This window comes from Roseovarius sp. (genome assembly GCF_965228755.1).
Lineage (GTDB): Bacteria > Pseudomonadota > Alphaproteobacteria > Rhodobacterales > Rhodobacteraceae > Roseovarius.
Window position 1 is genome coordinate 33,754 of sequence record NZ_CBDDIG010000009.1, and the last position, 16,323, is coordinate 50,076.

The following is a 16,323-nucleotide window of genomic DNA, read 5'->3' on the forward strand; positions in this document are numbered from 1 at the left end:
AGACTATTGTCTTATTTTGAGACATGTGTATCATGAATTCGATATTGCTGCAAACAAGGATTGTCGACATGGCACCGCAACCGCGCACCTATGATGTCTTGAATATTCTGCTGAAATTCCATGCCTTTCCGGAAGAGACCGACGGGAAGTACTGTCTCGTCGAGTGCCTCGTGCCCGTGGGGGCCGGTGCGCCGCCCAACCATCATGCCGGTGAGACGGAGGGGTTCTTCATCATTGACGGACAGGTTGCCTTCAACATCGGCGGAACGGACAGGGTCGCGGGGCCGGGTGATTTCGTTGCGGTGCCCGACGGCGAGACCCACGCGTTCCAGGCCATTGGCGACGGCCCGGCGCGGCTGCTCATCCTGAATGCTCCCGGGCATATGCACAAAGCCTTCTTCACCGGCATCGGCAGGCCGCTTCCGGAGGACCAGACGACATTGCCAACGCCGTCGGAGCCGGACCTGGGGGCGGTCCTGAAGGTTGCGGAACAGGCGGGGATGACGATCTCGGTGCCGCAGTAGGGTTCTGCTTGCGCGAAGCGGTGGAGTGTTTGGGAGCGCGCGATGTCTCCCGACGGTGAGGAGCCGCGCATCGGCGGGCCGTGGTGCGGCGAGCCGACGGGGGTAGCTGCCGCTTTATGGCTGCCGAGTACGTCCATCATGGGAGCGTGGCACTAAGGCTGCCAAATCGCCGTGCCGTCAGGACGGCCCACCTCTCGGCGATTGCAGGCAATCGCCTGCCGGCCAGCGGACGATGCGCGGCGGGCTTCGCCCTGGATTCCGCGCGGGGACTTCGTGGATAGGTGAGGTTTTAGCCGGAAACGAACGAGCGCACTGCGGAGCGGGCGTTGCAATGCCGGGGACAGCATCTAGACTGCCCCCGTACCGCACGCATCGGGATGGGCATGAGTGAAGCAATCGACCTCAGGCGGCACGTAGAACTGTGCCTCGAAGCCCTTGAAGCGATCGTGCCGCTGGCCGACGCTGCCGGGATTGAGACCGGTTATGACGACGCTTACGACGAGTGGGAAGAAATCGTCGAAGCGCTGTACCTCTCCTTCGTCGTCCGGCCGGTTTGCGACGACTTGCCCGATCGGGGTATCCGACAGTTTCACCGGCCCGGCTTCGAGACGGATGGCGAGGCAGGAGCGGCGATCCTCGTCGATCATGACGCTCGCGCATATTTCCTGTTTAACTTCGCCAAGGGCGACGGCAACCGGATGCGGCTGGTTCTTCGTCCGGTGGACGGGGTGGGTGAGGATGTTCTTGCCGGTGCCGAAGATTGCGTGAACTTTCGGGTCGGTGTGCTCGGCAAAGGTTGAACTGAACCCTCACGGTTTGTTGGAGGGAGCCATCTTTCCTGACGGTGAGGAGCCGCGCGTCGGCGGGCCGTGGTGCGGCGAGCCGACGGGGGTAGCTGCCGCTTTATGGTTGCGACGTACATCCAACCCTCCAGCGTGGCACTTCACCTGACAAATCGCCGTGCCGTCGGGGCGGCCCGACGATGCGCGGCGGGCTGAAGCCCTTTGTTCCGCGCGGGGGCTAGCCTCTCCCCCCTGCCCTTACCCCTGATCCGCGAGCACCATATCCGCGGCCTTCTCGCCCAGCATCACCACCGGCGCGTTGGTGTTGCCGGAGGTGAGCGTCGGGAAGACAGAGGCGTCGGCGACGCGGAGGCCGGTGATGCCGTGGACCTTCAGGCGGGCGTCGACCACGTCGGTGGCGGGGTCGGGGCCCATGCGGCAGGTGCTGACCGGGTGGAAGACGGTGCCGGCGCGGGCGCGGATGTCGTCGATGAGCTCCTCGTCGGTTTGCACCTCCGGGCCGGGGGCGATTTCGGCCTCGATGATGCGCCGGAAGGCCGGGGTTTCGGCGAAGCGGCGCATGAGCTTGGAGCCTTCGAGCATGTCCTGCATGTCTTCCTCGGTGGCGAGGTAGTTGGGGAAGATGCGCGGCACGTCGAACGGGTCGGGCGAGCGCAGGGCGATGTGGCCGCGGCTGGTGGGGCGCGTGGGCTGGGCGCCGAGGAGGAAGCCGGGGAAGGTGTCGGGGTTCATCAGGGCGCGCTTGCCGGGGACGGCCTTGGTGTAGCTGACGGGTGAGAAGAAGAGCTGCATGTTGGGTTTCGCGAGGCCCGGCCGGGTGCGGACGAAGCCGCCCGCCTGGTTGACGCCGAGCGAGAGCGGGCCGCGTCTTGTTAGGATGTAGCGGGCGCCGTGCCAGAGCTTGCCGTACCATGGCCCGAGCTGCTGGTTGAGCGTGGGCACGCGGGAGCGGAAGAGGTAGTCGATGCCGAGATGGTCCTGCAGGTGCTGGCCGACGCCGGGGCTGTCATGGACCACCTCGATGCCGTGCGACTGCAGGTCGGCGCCGGGGCCGATGCCGGAGAGCTGGAGAAGCTGGGGCGAGTTGACCGCGCCGGCGGCGACGATCACCTCGCGGCGGGCGCGGGCCTCTTTCATCGTGCCGCGCTGGCTGTAGGCGATTCCGGTGGCGCGGGTGCCGTCGAAGAGAAGTTTCGTCGCGTGGGCATGGGTTTCGACGCGCAGGTTGGGGCGGTGGCGGGCCGGGCGGATATAGGCGCGGGCGGTGGACATGCGCATCCCGTCACGGGCGGTGTTCTGGTAGGTGCCGACGCCCTCCTGCCGTGCGCCGTTGAAATCGCGGTTATGGGGGAATTGCAGTTCCTCCCCCGCCTTGATGAAATCGGCGCAGAGCGGGTGGAGGTCGCGGTCCATGGTGCAGACATGCAGGGGACCGTCGCCGCCGCGCCATTCGTCGGCGCCGCGGTCGTTGGTTTCGGCCTTGCGGAAATAGGGCAGCACGTCGTCCCAGCCCCAGCCGGGGTTGCCCATGTCGCGCCATTCGTCGAAATCCTCGGGCTGGCCGCGGACATAGACCATGGCGTTGATCGAGCTGGAGCCGCCCATCACCTTGCCGCGCGGCCAGTAGGAGACGCGGCCGCCGGTGCCGGGGTCGGGTTCGGTCCGGTACATCCAGTTGACGGATTTGCGGTAGAAGGTCTTGCCGTAGCCGATCGGCATCCAGATCCAGAAGTTGAGATCGCTGCCGCCGGCTTCGAGCAGGAGGACGGTGTACTTGCCGTTTTCGCTGAGGCGGTTGGCCAGTACGCAGCCCGCCGAGCCGGCGCCGACGACGATGAAGTCATGGTCTGACATGGGGGTGCCGGGCGTTCAGATATCGGGAGAGGCGCTGATGACGAAGAGCTTGCGCATGTGTTCGTGGATGACCCATTCGCCTGTCCAGCCCTGCGGCAGGATCAGCAGGTCGCCGGGGCCGATGTCGCGGCTTGCCCCCTGCCCGCCCGGGCCCGAGACCGTCGCCCGGCCCGAGATGATGTGGCAGTATTCGCCCGCCGCCGTGCGGTCGGCGGTGAAGTGGCCGGGGGTGCATTCCCAGACGCCGATCTTGGTGTGCCCGTCGGCCGAGGTCCAGAGGAGGCTGGAGGCTTCCTGCTGCCCTTCGGTGAGGGTGGTGGGCTTGGGGGCGAAATCACCGAGCGGTTGCTTGGCGAGGTTTTCGAAGGTCTTGAGGTCGATCATCGGGGGCTCCGGTGGTTGGAAGGAAGGACGGGGCGGGAGGCCGGCGCCCCCTGCCCCGTCCTGCGTGTGGGGTGTGGTCAGGGCTTTCTCTGCTGTCCGAAGACCTGGGCCAGCACCATCATCACCGTGGTGACGAAGATCATCAGGGTCGAGATGGCGGCGATCGTCGGGTCGATCTGGTCGCGGAGCGCATTGAACATGTTGCGGGTGAGCGTCGGGTTGTCGCCGCCGGAGATGAACATGGCCACGACCACCTCGTCGAAGGAGGTGAGGAAGGCCAGCAGCGCGCTGGTGACCACGGCGAAGCGGATCTGCGGCAGGGTGACGGTGAAGAACGCCTTCCAGCGGGGGGCGCCGAGGCTGCGGGCGGCCTGTTCCTGGCTCATGTCGTAGCCCTTGAGGGCCGAGCCGGACACGATGACGACGAGCGGCAGGGCCAGCACGGTATGGGCCAGCACGAGGCCGGTGACGGTGTAGAGGATGTTGAGCTGGACATAGGCGTAGAAGGCGCCGATGGCGACCAGCACGAGGGGCACCATCATCGGGGTGATCATCATCACGAAGGCCATGCGCACGAAGGGCACGTTGGAGGTGTGCAGCCCGTAGGCCGCGGCGACGCCGACCGGCGTCGCGACCAGCATGGTCAGCACCGCCGTCTGCAGCGAGGTGCGGGCGGCCTGCATCCATTCCTCGGAGCCGAAGAAATTGTCGTACCAGCGGGTCGACCAGTGTTCGGGCGGGAATTCGAGGTACTGGCTGTCGGAGAAGGACATCGGGATCACGATCAGCGTGGGCAGCACCAGCAGGATCATGGTGATGACCGCGAAGACATAGAGCCAGAGGCGCTGGCCGTGGGTGACCTGGGTTTCCGAGGCGGGGGATTTGAACCAGCTGGCCATCAGTGCCCTCCCGAGGTGATCTGGTCGAGGCGGAGGAAGCGGGAGGCGATCCAGAGGATCACGAGGGTCATGATCAGCAGGACCACGCCCATGGCGCTGGCCGCGCCCCAGTTCACGAAAAGCTCGATGTTGGAGACGATCTTCATCGACACCATGATGACCTTGCCGCCGCCCAGCACCGCCGGCGTGACGAAGAAGCCGAGGCAGAGGATGAAGACCATGAGGGAGCCGGCGAAGAGGCCCGGCGTGGTGAGCGGGAAGAACACCGTCCAGAAGGCCCGGCGCGGGTTGGCGCCGAGGTTGGCGGCGGCCTTGAGATAGTCGCGGTCGATGGCCTTCATCGCCCCGTAGACCGGCAGGATCAGGAAGGGCAGCATGATGTGGACCATGCCGATCAGGGTGCCGGTCATGTTGTGGACGATCTTGAGCGGCTCGTCCCAGAGGCCGAGATTCATGGCCCACTGGTTCACCAGCCCCTGTTTCTGAAGGAGGACGAGCCAGGCGTAGGTGCGCACGAGAAGCGAGGTCCAGAACGGCAGGAGCACGGTGATCAGGCAGAGATTGGCCAGCCGGTTGGGGAGCTGCGACATGAAATAGGCCAGAGGATAGCCGATCAGGATGCAGAGGCCCGTGGTCAGCACGCTGACCTGGAAGGTGGTGATGAAGATGCGGATGTAGGATTTCCGCTTGATCATCCGTTCGTAGTTTTCCAGCGAGAATTCCCCGGTGGCGCCGATGAAGGAGACGTAGAAGAGCCAGCCCACGGGGATGACGAGGATGATCAGGATGAGCAGCATCGCCGGTGAGCTGAGCCCGAAGAGGCGGAGGCGTTCGAGGCGGCCGTCGGCGCGGAGGCCGGCCTCGTTGGGGCGGAGGGCGGTGGTGGTCATGCTCAGACCTCGCGCCCGTCGATGAGCACCGTGTCCTCGGGCGCCATGGTCAGCGTGACGGTATCGCCCACATGCGGCAGCGAGGTGGCCCGGTCGCCGCGGACGGCACCGCGCATGACGATCTGTTGCCCGTCCTGAAGGCGGGCGTGGAGGAGGAAGCTGTCGCCCTGGTAGACCACGTCGCTGGCGGTGGCGGTGAAGTTGTTGGCGCCCTCGACGGGCCCGGTGTCGGAGAGGAGCACGCGCTCGGGTCGGATCATCAGCTGCAGGTCGGGCGTGTCGGGCAACTCGCCGCTGTAGCGCAGGGCGGTGTCGCCGTAGCGCACGTCCGATCCCGTGCGGCTGACCGGCAGGAAGGTGGATTCGCCTATGAAGTCGGCGACGAAGCGGTTTGCGGGGCGTTCATAGAGGTCGCGCGGGGTGGAAAGCTGCATGATGCGGCCATGGTTCACCACCGCGATGCGGTCGGACATGGTCAGCGCCTCGCGCTGGTCATGGGTGACGTAGACGGTGGTCATGCCGAGCTGTTCGTGGAGGTGGCGCAGTTCGATCTGCATCTGGTCGCGCAGTTTCTTGTCGAGGGCCGAAAGCGGTTCGTCCATCAACAGGATGCGCGGTTCGAAGACGATGGCGCGGGCGACGGCGACGCGCTGTTTCTGGCCGCCGGAAAGCTGGTCGATGCGGCGGTCGCCGTAGCCGCCGAGCTGGACGGTTTCGAGCGCGCCTTCGACCCGCTCGGCAATCTCGGATTTGGGCACTTTGCGCAGGCGGAGGGGGTAGCCCACGTTGCCCGCCACGGTCATGTGCGGGAAGAGCGCGTAGCTCTGGAAGGTCATGCCCACGTCGCGCAGGTGGGGCGGCTTGCGGATCACCTCGTCGTCGCCGAATTTCAGGCTGCCGCAATCGGGCCGGGTGAAGCCCGCAAGCACCATCAGCAGCGTCGTCTTGCCCGAGCCGGAGGGCCCCAGAAGGGTGAGGAATTCGCCGCTTTTGACTTCGAGCGAGAGATCGTCGAGCGCGTGGACCGGGCCGTAGGTCTTGGTGACGTTGCTGATCGAAATCGGCAGGGCTTCGGTGGCTTGGGTGGTCAAGGTGTGGTCCCCCGGCGTTCTGGCTGGATGATGCGGGCGGGCGCCGCGATGGACGCCCGCCCTTTCGGTTGTCAGGCCGGACCTATTCGGTCAGCATTTCCTGGTACATCTCGGCCGCGGTCTGTTCCCATTCGGCGTACCATTCGAGCGAGATGGGAAGCTGCTTGGCCGCGTTCTCGGGCGAGGACGGCAGGGAGGCCGCGACCTCTTCGGAGATTTCGCCGGTGTCGTAGGCGCCCTTGTTGGTGGGGCCGTAGGTGATGTATTTCGGCAGGTCGTCCTGGTATTCCGCCTTGGAAATCTCGGCGAGGAATTCCATCGCCAGATCCTTGTTCGGCGCGCCCTTCGGGATGGCGAAGCAGTCATAGTCGAGCAGCGCCTGGTTGAAGGTATAGGAGACCTTGCCGCCATCCTTGGCGGCGTTGTCGAAGCGGCCGTTCCAGCCGGTGGTCATGTCGACCTCGCCATCCTTCATGAGCTGGGCGTGCTGGGCGCCCGAGGACCAGTAGACGGCGATGTTGGGGCGCAGCTCGCGGATCTTGTTCAGCGCGCGCTCGATGCCTTCCTCGGAAGAGAGCACCTCGTACACCTCCTCGGGCGGGACGCCGTCGGCCATGAGCGCGGGTTCGAGCGCGCCGGAGACGGTGTTGCGGTAGGCGCGGGTGCCGGGGAATTTCTCGGTGTCGAAGAAATCCGCCCAGTTCTGGGGCCCGTCCTCGCCATAGGTGTCGGTGTTCCAGGCCGCCACGACCGAGAACACGTCGCCGCCGACGCAGTATTCGGAATAGAGCGTCTCGTAGAAGTTCGACACGTCGATCACGTCATAGTCGAGCGGTTCGAGCAGCCCCTCGGCGCCGGCGCGGGCGGCGGAGCCGGAGCCGCTGGCGACGAGGTCGAAGGTGACCTGGCCGGTCGAGACCTGGAGGCGGACGTCGGCCATGCCGCCATAGGTTTCCTGTTTCACGGTGATGCCCATGGCCTCGGAGGCGGGTTCGAACAGCGCCTTGCTCTGCGCCTCCTGGTAGGAGCCGCCCCACGAGGCGACGGTGATTTCCTTGTCCTGGGCCAGCGCGCTGGTCGAGGCCAGCAGCGCGACCGCGAGGGGTGCGGCGAGTGTGGGTTTCATGGTTGGTGTTCCTCCTGTCAGAGTTGGATATGCCGCGTTTCCCGCGACGGTTGCCGGTTGTTGTTGTCTTTCGCAGGCTCGGCGCGCACCGGCGAACATCTCGGTCAGGCGTGGGCGGCCCTCCGGTATTGGCGGGTGTCCTGCCAGCGGTACCAGGCGACGGCGGCGGGCAGGAACCAAGGCTTGCCGGTGTATAGGGGGCGCGTGGGGAACGGCAGGTCGTCGAAGGCGGTGGCGCCCTCGGCGAGGCCGAGGATCTTCTGGCCCGTGCGCATGCCGAGATAGCTGGCCATCGACACGCCGGAGCCGCAGTAGCCCATGGCGTAATGGATGCCGTCATGGGTGCCGGTGTGGGCGAGCTCGTCGAAGCTGTAGGCGACGGTGCCCATCCAGGAATGGGTGATCTGGCGGTCGCGCAGTTGCGGGAAGATGCGGCACATACTTTCGAACAGGCGCGGGCCGGAGATATTTGGATCGGTTTCCGCCGCCGAGACGCGGCCGCCGAAGAGGATGCGTTTCCGGTCGGGCGAGGCGCGGTAGTAGTAGAGCACCTTGAACGTGTCGCTGGCGATGCGGTCGGTGGGGAACAGCTCGTTCACGAGGGATTCGGGCAGTTCCTCGGTGGCGATGATGTAGCTGCCGATGGGGATGACCCGGCGTTGCAGCCACGGCGTGAGGCCGGTGGTGTAGCCGTTGGTGGCGACCACGACCTCGCGCGCCTCGACGGTGCCCTTTTCGGTGGTGACGCGGAAGCCGTTGACCTGCCGTTCGATGCCGGTGACGCGGCAATGGCCGAGGATCTGCGCGCCGGCGTCGGTGGCCAGCCGCAAGAGGCCGCGGTGGTATTTCGCGGGGTGCAGAGAGCAGTGGTTGGGGTAGACGAGGCCGCCGTAATAGGTGTCGGTGCCCAGTTCCCGCTTCTGTTCGGCGCGGGGGACGGTGAAGCACTCGATCCCCTCCTGCGCCTGCAGTTTCTCGACGTCGCAGGCGAGGGTTTCGTAGGCGTCGGGGGAATGGGCGGCGTGGAAGCGGCCGACCTTGCGGAAATCGCAGTCGATGCCTTCGGTCTTGACGAAATCCTCGATCCACGAGAGGGCCGATGCCCCCTCGCCCCGGATGGCGCGGGCCTTCTGCTTGCCGTGCTTGGCGGCGAGCTTTTCGAGCGAGGGCTTGATGCTGGTGCTGATCTGGCCGCCGTTGCGGGTGGAGCAGCCGTAGCCGGGGTCGTCGGCGTCGAGCACGAGGGTGGAGCGGCCGCCGCGCGCCGTCTGGATGGCGGCGTTGAGGCCGGTATAGCCGGAGCCCACGATGACCACGTCGACGGATACCGGCAGGTCGCCGGAAAAGTCCGGCGCCGGGCCGACATCGTCGAGCCAGTAGACTTGGTGGCGCGGTGCCGTCGATGTCGATGTTGCCATCGGTATCCTCCAGACGCGCGGGATGCGGCGAGCGCCGCCCTGCGCGGGTTATCGTCAAAACGCTAGGGCAGGATTGGCCCGCACCTCATATCCAATTTGATAAATTGGTCAGACCAATTTGCCCCGCCATGCCGGCAGGTCGCGGATCGCCTCGATGCCGCGGTGGATGTCTTCCGGGGCGACGCTGCCGAAGCCGAATACGAGCCCCGATCGGCCGATCGGGTCAAGGCAGTATCGCGAGAGCGGCGCCAGGGTGACGCCCTTTTCGGCAGCCTGGGCCACAAGCGCCTGTTCATCGACCGCGCCGGAGATGAAGGCGGGGGTGTGGAAGCCGCTGGCGGTGTCCTGCAGCGCCACGCAGTCGGGGAGCGATTGCGCCGCCTCGACCAGCGCCTCGTAGCGGGCCTTGTAGAGGCGGCGCATCAGGCGGATGTGGGTGGCGAAATGCCCCTCGTCCATGAAATCGGCGACGATGGCCTGGGTGGCGGTGGGCGGGCCACTGGCCCAGAACTGGAACATCCGGTCGAACACGTCGGTCATGCGTTCGGGGACCAGCACGAAGCCCAGCCGGAGCGCCGGGAAGAGCGACTTGGAGAAGGTGCCGACATAGAGCACGCGGCCGGCATTGTCGGTGCCGCGCAGCGCGGGCTGGGCGGCGCTGCCGTAGTAGAATTCGCCGTCGTAATCGTCTTCGATGATGAGCGCCTGCGCCTCTTCCGCCGCCTGCAGAAGCTCGAACCGGCGGGAGAGGGACATGACGTGGCCCAGCGGCTGCTGGTGCGAGGGGGTGACGAAGGCGAGGCGGAAATGCGGGGCCTTGGCGAGGCCATCGGCGACGATCATGCCTTCCTCGTCGACGTCGACGGGGACCAGTTCGGCGCCTTCGGAGAGGAGCGCGTTGCGGGCACCGGAGGCGCCGGGGTTTTCCATCCACACGCGGTCGCCGGGGTTGAGCAGCAGGCGGCCGATGAGGGAGAAGGCGTGCTGGGCGCCGCAGGTGATGAAGATCTGTTCGTGGTGGCAGCGGATGCCCTTCAGCGCGCTGAGATGGGTGGCGATGGCGCGGCGGAGCGCCTCGAGCCCCTTGGGCTGGCCGTAGCCCATCACGTCGCTGCGGGCGCCGCGCAGGTGGCGGGCCGACAGGCGCGACCAGTGGGCGATGGGGAAGGCATCGAGCGCCGGCAGCGCGGTGACGAAGGCGCGGGGCTCGTGCGGGAGCCAGGTGCGGGTGGCGTAATCCTTCTCGGCATGGCTGATGGCGTAGGAGAGGCGCGGGTTGGGGCCGGAATGGGTGGCGTCGGGCGGGGCCGTGGGCGGGCGCTGGTTTTCCAGCGTCTCGCTGACGAAAGTGCCGGCACCGACGCGGGAGACGAGCATCCCTTCGGAGACCAGCCGGTCGATGGCGTCGATCACGGTGGTGCGGGAGACGCCCAGTTCGCGGGCGAGCGTGCGGGTGGCGGGAAGGCGTTCGCCGGGCGGCAGGCCGCCCGACAGCAGGATGTCGCGGAGCGCCATGTAGAGCTGCACGCTGACGGATTTGCGCGATTTGCGGTCGATCTGGATGGACGACAGCAGCGCCCCGGCAGCGTGTTTCATGGGCCCTCCGGACCAATTGGTCTGGCCAACTTGCCGAAATGGATATACCGGACCGGCCAATTATTTTCCAGCCTGCAATCCGACACTTCAGCGCCAAGGCCCGGTTGACCCAGATGAAACTGCAAAAACTCGAGACTTTCACCGACAGCTTCGTCTGTTTCGTCAGGGCCACCGCCGAGGATGGCGCCGAGGGCTGGGGGCAGGTGGCGCCCTATTACGCCGATATCACCGCGCAGGTGCTGCACCGGCAGGTGGCGCCCTATGCGCTGGGTATGGATTGCGGGGATATCGACGGGATGCTCGATATCGTGCGGGACCGTGAGCACAAGTTCCCCGGTTCCTACCTGCGGCGGGCGATGGGCGGGGTGGATACCGCGCTCTGGGACATGCGGGGCAAGCGCGAGGGCAAACCGGTCTGCGAGCTGATCGGGGGCAGCGCGGGACGCGTGCGCGCATATGCGTCGTCGATGAAGCGGGACATCACCCCGAAGGACGAGGCGGAGCGGTTCCTGCGGCTGCGCGATGCGCACGGGTTCGATGCGTTCAAGTTCCGGATCGGGGCCGAGGTGGGCCGCGACCGTGACGAGTGGGAGGGGCGCACGGAGGAGATCGTGCCGACCATCCGCCGGGCGCTGGGGGACGGGCCGGCGTTGCTGGCCGATGCGAATTCCTGCTACTCGCCCGCCAAGGCGATCGAGGTGGGCAGGCTTTTGCAGGATCACGGGATTTCGCATTACGAGGAGCCCTGCCCCTATTGGGAGTTCGAGCAGACCCGCGAGGTGACCGAGGCGCTGGAAATCGATGTCTGCGGCGGCGAGCAGGATTGCATGATGGCCAACTGGAAAGGGATGATCGAGGGGCGGATCGTCGACGTGCTGCAGCCGGACGTGCTGTATATCGGCGGCATTGCCCGGACCCTGCGGGTGGCGCGGATGGCCGAGGCGGCGGGGATGCCGGTGACGCCGCACGCCGCGAACCTGTCGCTGGTGACGCTGTTCACGATGCACCTGCTGCGGGCGATTCCCTGCGCGGGCAAGTACCTGGAGTTCTCGATCGAGGGGGCGGATTACTATCCCTGGCAGGAGGGGCTGTTCCGGAACGATCCTTACGAGGTTGTCGACGGGCACGTGACGGTGACGGATGCACCGGGCTGGGGGGTGGAGATCTGCCCCGACTGGCTGGACCGGGCCGAGTACCGGGTGAGCGAGGCGGGCTGAGACCGGTTTCACCGCAGCGTATCGCTGCAACCCTTGGTTCATCGGGGCCCGTGCCCGACCGGTGACGCCGGCGGGCGGGCGGAGAGAATCCGGCCCCGGAAACCGGGCCGGAGCCCTTGCCGATTCCGCATGGGGACGTAACGCGCGGCGGGCATTCCGGCGGCGTCATGCCGATATGTGCCCAGCGAGGCGGCAGGTATACGCCAGCCTCGGCCACGTTTCGCTCAATTCGCACGGTTTGGACGGAAAGCCGTGAGATACCAGTTTTTTAGCCCGGCGAAATGTGTAAACCGAACAAAAGTCGAAAGCCCGCGCGGCTGCTGCGCGAGAGCTCGAATCAGAATTGGATGCGGTCCCGCATGACGACAAAACCTTTCCACCTTACGCGGCGCGGTGTGCTGCTTTCCTCGTCGGCGCTGATGCTGCTGACGGCGGGCGGCGCGCTCTCGCAGGAGGCGAATGACGAGGCGGCCGCCGAGGCGCCGGATACCGATGCCGACGCGTTCAGCTTCGAACGGCTGGTCGAGGAGATGCGCGCCGGCGCCCAGCGGGCGGACGCGCCGAACACCGTCGAGAACAGCTTTCTCAACACGCTCAATTACGACGATTACCGGCTGATCCGCTTTGTGCCGGAGCGGGCGCGTTTCGGCGCGATCGACCACACGCGGTTCGAACTGCACGCCTTTCACATGGGCTGGCTGTTCAACCGGCCGGTTCACCTGTTCGAGGTGGCGGACGGGCGCATCCGGCCGATGGAGTTCGACACCGACGATTTCGTCTACGAGCGCACGGCACGCGAGAAGGTGCCGGAACATGCCCCGCTTCCCGGGGTGGCGGGGTTCCGGCTGCACAACCCGATCAACCGGCCCGACATCATGGACGAGCTGATCGCGTTCCAGGGCGCGTCGTATTTCCGGGCGCTTGGCCGGGGGTCGACCTATGGCCTGTCGGCGCGGGGGCTGGCGGTGAATACCGGGTCGGACGTGCAGGAGGAGTTTCCGCGCTTCACCCGGTTCTGGATCAGCCGGCCGCAGCCCGGCTCGGACGTGATCACCGTGTGGGCGGCGCTGGAGAGCCCGTCGCTGACCGGGGCCTACGAGTTCGTCATCTCGCCGGGCCGCGACACGCAGATGGAGGTGACGGCGCGGCTGTTCTTCCGCAAGGATATCGCCCAGCTGGGCGTGGCGCCGCTGACCTCGATGTTCCTGTATGGCGACCGGAACCGGGCGAAGTTCGACGATTTCCGCCCCGCGGTGCATGACAGCGACGGGCTGGCGATCGTGCGGGCCGACGGGCACCGGGTGTGGCGGCCGCTGTCGAACCCGCCGCGGCTGGCGTCGAGCTTCTTCAAGGAGGACACGCCGCGCAGTTTCGGCCTGTGCCAGCGCAACCGGGAGTTCGATCATTACCAGGATGCGGCCGCGCTCTACGAGCGGCGCCCGTCCTGCATGGTCGAGCCGATCGGCGACTGGGGACACGGGTCGATCCGGCTGGTGGAGATCCCCTCGGACCTCGAGATCAACGACAACATCGTCGCCTTCTGGGTACCGACACAGCCGGCGAAGGCGGGCGAGGAGATGACCCTGCGCTACCGGTTGCACTGGGGCGACCTTCCGCCCGAGGAGAAAGGGGACCTCGCCTATGTCAAGGCGTCACGCGCCGGGATCGGCGGCGTGTCGGGCGTGGAGAACGAGGACGGCTCGCGCAAGTTCGTGATCGATTTTTGTGGTGGGCCGATGGAACCTTTGCCGCCGGAGGCGGTTGAGGACCTGACGGTCGTCGCTTCGGCGGTCGGAGCACGTATTACTTCGCAGGTTCTTCACCGTATCCCGGGTAACAATATGTGGCGTCTGGTGCTTGACGTGATCGGCGAGGGCGAGGTGATCGAGCTGTCGGCGCACGTAGAGGGTTACGGTCAGATACTCACGGAAACATGGCTTTTTCAATGGCTTACGGGACAATAGCAACAGACGAGGCAATCGCCTGTATCGGCGTCGGCGCGGGTGAGGTGCGTGCACCTTTCCACCGCTCCGGCTTTTCCGAGGAGGCCTGCACGCTGCCTGCGGCACCGCTGGCGATGCCGCTGCAGACGATCGAGGCCGAGGCCGGCATCATTCACAGGATGCTGCGGCGGCTGCGCCCCGGGGGGCAGTCACGGACGTCGATGGACGTCGGCGCCTGATCCTTGGCATGGGGTCGTCGCGCAGGACACTGGCGGTGCTGTACTCGCTGAGATCGGTGATGATCCTGGCGAGCCTGCTGGCCGGGCTCGGGGCGTTCATCCTTTTCCTGGAATTCGGCGAGGCCACGGGCCTGACATGGATCGACGTGTTCCGCGCGGTGCTGATCCTGATCTCGACCATGTGGCTGGCCTGGGGGGCGATGCTGGCCTTTGTCGGCATGACGTCGCGCGCGCGGCCGCCCGACGGGGTGGACGATGCGCCGATCCGGGGGCGGACCTGCATCCTGATGCCGGTCTATAACGAGAACCCGCGCGAGAGCTTTTCCCGGATCGCCGCGATGGAGACATCGCTGCGGGAGATCGGCGACCCGGCGGAGATACATTTCGCCATCCTGTCGGACACGCGCGACGAGGCGATTGCCGCGCAGGAGCGGGCCGTGTTCCGGCGGATGGTGGAAGAATGCAACGGCGTGGGCCGGTTCTTTTACCGGCGGCGGGAGAAGAACACCGGCAAGAAGGCCGGTAACATCCAGGATTTCATCATGACGTCGGGGGCGGCCTATGACTATGCCGTGATCCTCGACGCGGATTCGCTGATGGAAGGCGAGACCATCCTGACGATGATCCGCCGGATGGAGGCCGAGCCGCAGCTTGGCCTGTTGCAGACGCTGCCCAAGATCATCAGGGCGGAATCGCATTTCGGGCGGGCGATGCAGTTCTCGGCCAGCTTCTTCTCGCCGGTCTTTGCCCGCGGCCTTGCCATGGTGCAGGGGCGGACAGGGCCGTTCTGGGGCCATAACGCCATCGTCAACGTGCGGGCCTTCGCGCAATCCTGCGGGCTGCCGGAGCTGAAGGGCGCGCCGCCCTTCGGCGGGCACGTGATGAGCCACGACTATGTCGAGGCGGCATTGCTGGCGCGGAACGGGTGGATCGTGCGGCTGGATGACGACCTTGAAGGCTCGTTCGAGGAAGGGCCGGAGAATATCGTCGACCACGCCAAGCGCGACCGGCGCTGGTGCCAGGGGAACCTGCAGCACCTGCGGATCATCGGCGCGCCCGGGCTGAAGCCGTGGTCGCGATTCGTGTTCGCACAGGGGGTGATGGCGTTCATCGCGCCGCTGTTCTGGATGGGATTCATCGCCGCGTCGATCGCGGCGCCGCTGTTGGTGACGCCGCCGGATTACTTCCCCGTGCCCGGCTGGCCCTTCCCGCAATTCCCGCAATCGGCCGCGTCGATGGCGATCAGCCTGGCCATCGGCATCTTCGGACTGCTGTTCCTGCCCAAGCTGCTGGTCACGGCGCGCGCCATCCTGTCGGGCGAGGCGAGGCGGTTCGGCGGGCCGGTGCGGGTGGTCCTGTCGACGTTGTGGGAGCTGCTGCTGTCGTCGCTGACCGCGCCGGTGCTGATGATGTTCACCATCCGGTCGGTGCTGGAGGTGCTGATGCGGCGCGACGGGGGCTGGCCCACCAACAACCGGGGCGATGGCATCCTGCAATGGCCCGAGGCGGTGGCCGCGTCGTGGTGGATCATCGTGGCGGGATGTATCGGGCTGTTTGCCGCGTGGTTCCTGACGCCCGAGCTGTTTCTGTGGCTGTTGCCGGTGGGGGTGCCGATGATCCTTGCGCCGGCACTGCTGCGATGGGGGTCGCTGCCGTCGCGCGGGCAGCTGATGATCACCCCGGCCGAGCAGGCGCCGGGGCGGGTGATCCAGCTTTACGATGCCGTGCTGACGCGCTGGGGTGTCGATGCGCAAAGCTCGATCCCGGTGGTGCCGCTGCGCCTGCCGGAGAAGGACGGGCTGAAGGCGTGAGGGCTCAGGCGCCGCGCTGCCACGGGGTTGTGGGGTAATCCGCCTCGCCCTTGGGTTCGTGGAAGGCGAGGATGCGGGACAGGTAGTCGAGGAAATCCGACTGTTCCTGCGCGGTCAGGGGCGAGAGCAGGTAGTGCTGGCTTTCGGTGATGCGGTCGCGGAGCCGGGCGAGCAGCTGTGCGCCGTCCTCGGTGATGTCCACCACGCGCGAGCGGCGGTCGCTTTCCTTGACGGTGCGGCGGAGGAGGCCGCGCTTTTCCAGCCGGCGCAATACGTCGCCGGTGGTGGAGGCGTCGAGATAGGCGAGCGCGGCGATGGCCGTCTGGTCGAGTTGCCGGTTCTGGGCGAGGATCTGCAGGATGGTGTACTGGACCGGGGTGATTTCCGCCGTCTCGAGCGTTTCGTGGAAAAGCGAGATGGCCACCTGTTGCAGCCGGCGGATCATGAAGCCGGGCTGATCGGGCAGTTTGCGGATGGTCATGCGGGGGCCATGGGTGGTTCCGGGTGTCTTGCGACGAGAGCATTCGG

Annotated in this window: 15 protein-coding genes; 6 read left to right on the plus strand and 9 right to left on the minus strand. The window is 66.5% G+C overall.

Features of this window, described 5'->3' with window-relative positions; all coding sequences use genetic code 11:
- Positions 1 to 68: 68 nt before the first annotated feature.
- Both ACO07J_RS16575 and ACO07J_RS16580 read left to right on the plus strand, forming a co-directional pair.
- Entirely contained in the window at positions 69 to 524 is a 456-nt protein-coding gene (locus ACO07J_RS16575) for a cupin domain-containing protein (protein WP_422030969.1), read from the plus strand.
- A gap of 383 nt (positions 525 to 907) precedes the next feature.
- Positions 908 to 1,324, plus strand: coding sequence for a hypothetical protein (locus ACO07J_RS16580; protein WP_422030971.1), 417 nt, complete (start codon positions 908 to 910; stop codon positions 1,322 to 1,324).
- A 240-nt stretch (positions 1,325 to 1,564) separates the two neighbouring features.
- On the opposite strand, the gene ACO07J_RS16585 is transcribed toward ACO07J_RS16580, so the two are convergent.
- The 8 genes from ACO07J_RS16585 to ACO07J_RS16620 form a co-directional block, all read right to left on the minus strand.
- Positions 1,565 to 3,181 carry a GMC family oxidoreductase gene (locus ACO07J_RS16585; RefSeq protein WP_422030973.1) on the minus strand — a complete coding sequence of 539 codons (1,617 nt, stop codon included), beginning with the start codon at positions 3,179 to 3,181 and terminating at the stop codon, positions 1,565 to 1,567.
- Between the two features lie 15 nt (positions 3,182 to 3,196).
- Entirely contained in the window at positions 3,197 to 3,565 is a 369-nt protein-coding gene (locus ACO07J_RS16590; RefSeq protein ID WP_422030975.1) for a cupin domain-containing protein, read from the minus strand.
- Between the two features lie 77 nt (positions 3,566 to 3,642).
- A complete protein-coding gene (locus ACO07J_RS16595) occupies positions 3,643 to 4,464 on the minus strand; it encodes an ABC transporter permease (RefSeq protein WP_422030977.1) in 822 nt (273 codons plus the stop codon).
- Positions 4,464 to 5,354 carry an ABC transporter permease gene (locus ACO07J_RS16600; protein WP_422030979.1) on the minus strand — a complete coding sequence of 297 codons (891 nt, stop codon included), beginning with the start codon at positions 5,352 to 5,354 and terminating at the stop codon, positions 4,464 to 4,466. Before ACO07J_RS16600 ends, ACO07J_RS16595 begins: the two co-directional genes overlap by 1 nt.
- Before the next feature lie 2 nt (positions 5,355 to 5,356).
- A complete protein-coding gene (locus ACO07J_RS16605; protein WP_422030981.1) occupies positions 5,357 to 6,445 on the minus strand; it encodes an ABC transporter ATP-binding protein in 1,089 nt (362 codons plus the stop codon).
- Between the two features lie 82 nt (positions 6,446 to 6,527).
- Positions 6,528 to 7,571, minus strand: coding sequence for an ABC transporter substrate-binding protein (locus ACO07J_RS16610; RefSeq protein ID WP_422030983.1), 1,044 nt, complete (start codon positions 7,569 to 7,571; stop codon positions 6,528 to 6,530).
- 104 nt (positions 7,572 to 7,675) lie between these two features.
- A complete protein-coding gene (locus ACO07J_RS16615) occupies positions 7,676 to 8,989 on the minus strand; it encodes an NAD(P)/FAD-dependent oxidoreductase (RefSeq protein WP_422030985.1) in 1,314 nt (437 codons plus the stop codon).
- 108 nt (positions 8,990 to 9,097) lie between these two features.
- A complete protein-coding gene (locus ACO07J_RS16620) occupies positions 9,098 to 10,585 on the minus strand; it encodes a PLP-dependent aminotransferase family protein (protein ID WP_422030987.1) in 1,488 nt (495 codons plus the stop codon).
- 113 nt (positions 10,586 to 10,698) lie between these two features.
- Between ACO07J_RS16620 and ACO07J_RS16625 the strand changes: the two genes are divergently transcribed.
- The 4 genes from ACO07J_RS16625 (at position 10,699) to mdoH (ending at position 15,795) form a co-directional block, all read left to right on the plus strand.
- Positions 10,699 to 11,802 carry a mandelate racemase/muconate lactonizing enzyme family protein gene (locus ACO07J_RS16625; RefSeq protein ID WP_422030989.1) on the plus strand — a complete coding sequence of 368 codons (1,104 nt, stop codon included), beginning with the start codon at positions 10,699 to 10,701 and terminating at the stop codon, positions 11,800 to 11,802.
- A 359-nt stretch (positions 11,803 to 12,161) separates the two neighbouring features.
- Positions 12,162 to 13,766: a glucan biosynthesis protein gene (locus ACO07J_RS16630; RefSeq protein WP_422030991.1), complete on the plus strand. Its 1,605-nt coding sequence runs from the start codon at positions 12,162 to 12,164 to the stop codon at positions 13,764 to 13,766.
- Positions 13,767 to 13,810: 44 nt separating this feature from the next.
- Positions 13,811 to 13,984 carry a hypothetical protein gene (locus ACO07J_RS16635; protein WP_422030993.1) on the plus strand — a complete coding sequence of 58 codons (174 nt, stop codon included), beginning with the start codon at positions 13,811 to 13,813 and terminating at the stop codon, positions 13,982 to 13,984.
- 8 nt (positions 13,985 to 13,992) lie between these two features.
- A complete protein-coding gene (gene mdoH / locus ACO07J_RS16640) occupies positions 13,993 to 15,795 on the plus strand; it encodes a glucans biosynthesis glucosyltransferase MdoH (RefSeq protein ID WP_422030995.1) in 1,803 nt (600 codons plus the stop codon).
- 4 nt (positions 15,796 to 15,799) lie between these two features.
- On the opposite strand, the gene ACO07J_RS16645 is transcribed toward mdoH, so the two are convergent.
- Entirely contained in the window at positions 15,800 to 16,276 is a 477-nt protein-coding gene (locus tag ACO07J_RS16645) for a MarR family winged helix-turn-helix transcriptional regulator (protein ID WP_422030997.1), read from the minus strand.
- Positions 16,277 to 16,323: the final 47 nt, after the last annotated feature.